We start from the raw sequence: 5,511 nt of genomic DNA on the forward strand, positions 1-5,511 counted from the left end.
GCGACAAGCAGTCCGGTATCTCGCCACTTGCAGAAGCGACTGTAGACCGTTTTCCATGAACCATAGCGTTCCTCCGGTAGATCGCGCCAGGCAGCACCACTTCGAGCGATCCATAAAAAAGCATTAAACATGGTTCTTTCACTTAATTTTGACGGACGCCCTGTTTTGTAGGGTGGAAACATGTCCTTAATTTGTTCCCACTGTTCATCGCTTATTTCGTACCGTCTTTGAATCATGCTTGACGCCCCATTCGTTTTCTCAAATCTTACCATGTTATTTAGTTTTCAGACACATCCTAAATTATCGGATAACTGATGAGTTAAATCCTTCACTTTTTTTCAACAGATATTCAAAATAACTTTACAACTACTCTTCTAACCTATAGTACAAATTCATTCTCTCAATTAAGTTTAACTCTAACTTATTAATTTTTGGCTATTTGAAAAATTCAATAATATAAAAGGCCTTTATAGAATTATCAAAATTTTATAAGAGCCTCCACAATGTTATATTAGTACATAATCCCGTTTCAATTCTTCAAGACTAATTGGCAATGCAATCCACTCATGGTCATTTATAGGCTCAAGTGGAAGAATTACAAAATCTGCATCATTGTTAATTTTATGCTTTTTAGATGTTTCTAAAAATGTTATTATGGCCTTTAGCTGCTGTTGATTTACTCCTCTAACAACAGAATTTTTATCATCTATCAGTGAAAGAAATTTTTGTGCAACTCTTTTTGAATAAAAAAGAGGAATCTGCTTGATAGAAGAATGACTTGGTGCGCATGTATAGGTCCCTGTTATTTCCCCATTAATTGTTTCCATCAAAGTCCAGAAAGGTTGACCAATTATTGTTTCATTTGGAAGGAACGCTTGCTTTAATTGCAACGATAAAATTTGCATTAAATTTGGTAAGTCATCAATTGTTAATATTGAAATACCGTAATGCTCAGCATAATCTTTAGCTCCAGATTGATAACCGACTTTTGTAACCATCACACCAATTACATTATTAACATCATTTATTTTGCCGTGAAATTCAGTCACCTTGCCTTTAGAGATAGGTACATTATAATCCTTACACTCAATAGCTACCTTATGGAGTGCATTAGCCTTAGTAAACTCATAAAAAACATCAAATTCATGCTTTACACCTGAGCGACCAATAATTACAGCATTTTTAGATATAATAGTATTTCGATCTTCTAATCTCATAATTGATTCATAAACATAATGAACGAAACCTTCAAACTCACTTCCAGCTTTCAACATTCATTCCCCCTCTAATTAAATCATTAACAATGAATTCAACCATTTTTTTCATCTCCTTGTATTTATCGTCAAGACAATTACAAACAATTAGTGTAAAAAAATGACCAAATACGAAACTCTTTTCCATTTTCTAGATTCAATAAAAGAACCATCACTTATAACAAACCGTCAACTCCACCCGATTCCCTTCCCGATTATAAATAATTTGCTCCACCAGCTTCTTCAATGCTCTATTCTTCTCTTCACTTGTCACCGCTACATCCCACAACTCCCTAAACTGCCCAATCCGCTCAACGATCTGCTCCATCGTAGGATAATTGCCTTCAGCCACTACTACTTTCCGCAAATCCTGCAATTCTTCCACCAGTTTCTGAATCTGTCTTGTCCTAACCACCTTTCGCTCCATAAAGACCTGCTTCGTAATAATGTCTTCTTCATAGGATTCATGTAATTTATCTAATGCCCGTTTATGCTTTTGCTGCTCCTGCTCCTTCACGGCAATCATTGTCTTCGTATCGTTATAACCGCGACCTTGTAGCTCAATCTCCTGCAAAATATTTGGGTCAACATTGATGATCCGCTCATATAAAGCATCGAAAAACTCTTCGTTCAATACCTTACCCTTCTGCTCACATTTGCTGCCATCCTTATAATGGTGATAGCATAAAGCACTTCAATATTGGCCCTGTTTCTTGCTTTTCCCCACTCTAAACTGCATTCTACAGCCGCATTTCTCACAGTAAAGTAATCCCGATAGGGGAAATATGTTTCTCCGGCTATTGGGATTCATCAGTCTATTCTTCACTAAACGTTCTACGATGGCATCATGTTCTTCCTGATTCTTCAATTTTTCATGTGTTCCCATGACCTTGATTCTTTCCTCTTCTGGAACTATCTCTACTTGGCCACGTTTCGTTCGTGTTTTTCTGTAGGTGATGTAGCCAAGATGAATCTCGCTCAATAGCAGCCTTTGAACAGTTACATTGAACCATCCTTTGTCCCTTCCATCCGGCTTAATGTTGTATGGCGTAGGTATCTTGTTATTCGTTAACCATATCGCAATATGCCCAAGATTAATTGCTTCATTCTGCGCTTATTCGTTTTATACTCGATTCTGGCGAAGATGGACATGAAGTCAAAGGATACATCGTCATTGTCTATTTCCAGATCGTATATCTTGCTTGGGGTGATGATTACCTCTCCGAGTTCAAAAACCTTACTAATGTTAAAATCGGTAAATGATGCCGATGTCCCAGAAACTACTCCTTAGGGGTTTTGTCAAGAGTTTTTATGAGTCGGGGAATAGATCGGCCTGTGATGGCCCTTTTCCTCTTTCCGTGCAGGTAAATATGGACATTGATATGTAACGATTTAGCGCTTAGAAAACCACGTACAAGAGCGGTACAAGCGGCGAAAACAGTACCATTCGAGCATAAAAAAAGAACAAAGCCATAATAGCCTTGTCCTATGGGGGAGCGTGTCTAACCCGGTTAATCACGGCGTTGTGCCGTATTTAGTCCCACTTTGTAATTCGCTTATTAGACATGATTCAAATTACAGCTTCAACCACAAAGCGGGACGGACACCGCCTGTAAATTTGCCATCACTGATGTTGCCTTTCAATATATTGTTGCCTTGGATACCTATATTACCGTCACCGTGGATGTACACGGCTTTTACATTAACGCGGCCAGGAGACCGAAGCCACCACCACCATCCATAACGCCCAAATTTTGATTTTCTCTTACTGTTGTTTTCGTCTTTTCTTTCAAACCAATATCTTTGATTTTTTCCTCGGTTTTGCAGTTTTGAACGACTATCACCGAAATATTTGCACACTTCCTCAATGCTTAATAAAAATACACTGTCTTGCGTATCTGCTCCGCCTTTTGAACCATACCACTGATTGTCAGGATTTTTATTTATTACCGGCATTATTCTTGATTTATCAGTTGCGTTGAATTTGTCATAAAATTCACCATTAAGATATTTTCTTAACGCGCAGTCAGCCCAAGTTATATCTTTATAAGCAACATGGTAAGCGCGTTGTTCTATTATATCTTCGGTTATTATCAAAGCCGTTTTGTTTTGTATGTCAAGCACACGCCAATTATAACCGCCTAATGATAATGGTGAGTCGATTTTAATATCTTCCATTTAACCCTTCTCCTTAATCGGAAACAATAAATCAAGCTGTAAATCATTCATTTTACTGCCTTTATGTATAAAATTATAAAAGTTCAACGTTTCTTCAAATCCTTGCCCCGCAACCGTTTCCGGCGATGTCCAGCGTGGGGAATCCCAGTCATTATCATATTTATCGCTTGCGTTAACCCATTCTTTTAATAAACGCCAATCCTCGAAGTCCCACGCCCTTAACACATGTGCGGCATATAACCCGCCGTCAAAAGTTCGTTTTACTAAAGGCGCAGGTATCTCTATGTCGTCGGGAATTGATACCCACACCTCATATACATGCGAAGGTTCTCCGATTACTGCTGCTCCCTTAGAGCAGTCAAAACCAAAACTCCGGGCATCGGGTTTGATTTTTAGCAATCCGCTTTCTATTACAAATTGCGTTATCATGTCAATCGCTTTACCTTCGCAGCCTTCTCCCATTGCGTAAGCAGCAGCCACAGTCATGGGCGGCAGATATACAATCCGCACATCTTTGTCCGCCAGTTTGTTTAAATTTTCATTTGCCTTGTTTAATTCTTCCATTGACTTTTCCTCCTTGAAGTTGATTTTAGAGACAGTCAATGAATCCACAACCTCCAGTAAACTTGCGTCGTCAGGTAGCGCGAATTTCGTACCTCTGAGATTTAGATATTCGACAAAGGCTTTGATGACACTGCGAATGGTGGAGAGCGCGGTGATTTCGTCCTCAATCTCCGCAAGGTTACGCTCAAAGGCTTCGATTGCAACGCGCGCTTCCGCGCTTTGCAGAACCTCCGCAATCTGTTTGAGCGGTATCCGCAGTTTACGCAGAACGATAATCTGACGCAGACGTGTGATGGCTTCGGCATCGTATGCGCGGTATGCGGAATCTTCCTTTTTCGCAGGAGTAATCAACCCGATTTGCTCGTAATACCTAAGTGTACGGGTTGAGATTGAAAAGTGCTTTGACACATGACTGATGGTTTGCAGTTCGATGACTATCCCTCCTTCTGAGAGTAAATATACAGGTTTACGCGACGTTAAGGTCAAGAGAGGAAACAAAAAAATTCGTTTAAAAAAACGTACGGAAAACCAAGATTATGCTTGCCGTGCAGATAATATAAATATTCAATCTCTAACACCGTGTTGATATGCTCACTGAAGAAAAGAATTTTACCATACAGAGATACCTTCAAAAGCCTCTTCCGACCAAGGGAACCAGTTCACCGGGTTATGTGCGTGTTGCAGCAGATACCGTGACTTTTCCTGGGCTAATCTATTGGGTACTTAGGTTTAACCCATTTTGTTATATTCACAATTTTTCACGATGTCATTGTACTTTCATCCATAAAGCATTCTGCCGATCATCTGGACTTGATAAAACTATCATTCCAGATTGATGACCTTCAGGAATTAAAAATCCAACCCAACCGTTGAATGGTTTTCCTCCTGATACGCTGGGCGAATATTTGGAGAACATAAAAGAAGGAGTTCTCTTTTGTGTTACCGAGTCAATATACTCAAACCTATAATTATTTATTGAAAACGATGCCCCAGATTTTTCTGATGCTAAGATTTCAAGGTTCACTTTTACAAGAACATAGCTATAACCGCTTGGGGCAGGTTCTTTTTTCTCTTGAAGGATTTTCAATGCATCCTTTCCTGTGCTCGTTTCTTCGATGGAGACTGAACCAATGAATTTATCAAAATTTTCATTTATTTCAAAATATGCCTTTGAACCGGAACGTAATGGATTGGACTCAGTATACCCGCCGTACATGCTTATGTCTCTTCTCAGAATACTGATTGTATTCGACTCAGGCATGACGTGGTATGACCCTTCCAAACCTTCAATAACTGTGCGCAAAGGTACATAGGTCACTCCATCAATGACCTTTGCTTCTCCTTTAATATCAGCCCCGTTTACCCTTAAAGAGTATCCGGCAGTGGCCGCAAAGACCGTAATGGATAGACATACTACTGAAAACATACCAAGAAAACTTAAAAGCATTAACTTTTTGTTCACTATTGACACACTCCTTTACCTATCCTCATTCTCTAAAAAATAACATTTCCCTTC

The 5,511-nt window shown here is 39.3% G+C and carries 7 protein-coding genes and 1 pseudogene; all 8 read right to left on the minus strand.

Translation table 11 applies throughout. From position 1 onward, the window contains the following. Positions 1 to 182: transposase (locus tag A3842_RS06935; protein ID WP_371915987.1), on the minus strand; the 182-nt coding region annotated here is incomplete at its 3' end. A gap of 324 nt (positions 183 to 506) precedes the next feature. Then, complete coding sequence (locus A3842_RS06940; RefSeq protein ID WP_074100874.1) at positions 507 to 1,274, minus strand: restriction endonuclease; 768 nt, start codon at positions 1,272 to 1,274, stop codon at positions 507 to 509. A gap of 151 nt (positions 1,275 to 1,425) precedes the next feature. Continuing rightward, positions 1,426 to 1,887 carry a hypothetical protein gene (locus A3842_RS06945; RefSeq protein ID WP_074100875.1) on the minus strand — a complete coding sequence of 154 codons (462 nt, stop codon included), beginning with the start codon at positions 1,885 to 1,887 and terminating at the stop codon, positions 1,426 to 1,428. Between the two features lie 60 nt (positions 1,888 to 1,947). Continuing rightward, positions 1,948 to 2,352: a recombinase family protein gene (locus A3842_RS33735; RefSeq protein WP_083609504.1), complete on the minus strand. Its 405-nt coding sequence runs from the start codon at positions 2,350 to 2,352 to the stop codon at positions 1,948 to 1,950. 476 nt (positions 2,353 to 2,828) lie between these two features. After that, on the minus strand, positions 2,829 to 3,431 hold the full coding sequence (locus tag A3842_RS06955) for a DUF6273 domain-containing protein (protein ID WP_074100877.1): 603 nt from the start codon (positions 3,429 to 3,431) through the stop codon (positions 2,829 to 2,831). Continuing rightward, positions 3,432 to 4,403, minus strand: coding sequence for a MerR family transcriptional regulator (locus A3842_RS06960; RefSeq protein WP_256701557.1), 972 nt, complete (start codon positions 4,401 to 4,403; stop codon positions 3,432 to 3,434). A 219-nt stretch (positions 4,404 to 4,622) separates the two neighbouring features. Next, positions 4,623 to 4,715: pseudogene (locus A3842_RS06965) on the minus strand (DUF255 domain-containing protein); the annotation flags it as partial. Positions 4,716 to 4,761: 46 nt separating this feature from the next. Then, a complete protein-coding gene (locus tag A3842_RS06970; RefSeq protein ID WP_074100878.1) occupies positions 4,762 to 5,457 on the minus strand; it encodes a hypothetical protein in 696 nt (231 codons plus the stop codon). Positions 5,458 to 5,511: the final 54 nt, after the last annotated feature.

Source organism: Paenibacillus sp. P3E (assembly GCF_001909045.1).
Lineage (GTDB): Bacteria > Bacillota > Bacilli > Paenibacillales > Paenibacillaceae > Paenibacillus_AQ > Paenibacillus_AQ helianthi.

Excerpts from the sequence above, each read along its gene's own strand:
- A3842_RS06940 (WP_074100874.1), bottom strand. The coding sequence starts at position 1,274 with ATGTTGAAAGCTGGAAGTGAGTTTGAAGGTTTCGTTCATTATGTTTAT.
- A3842_RS06955 (WP_074100877.1), bottom strand. The coding sequence starts at position 3,431 with ATGGAAGATATTAAAATCGACTCACCATTATCATTAGGCGGTTATAAT.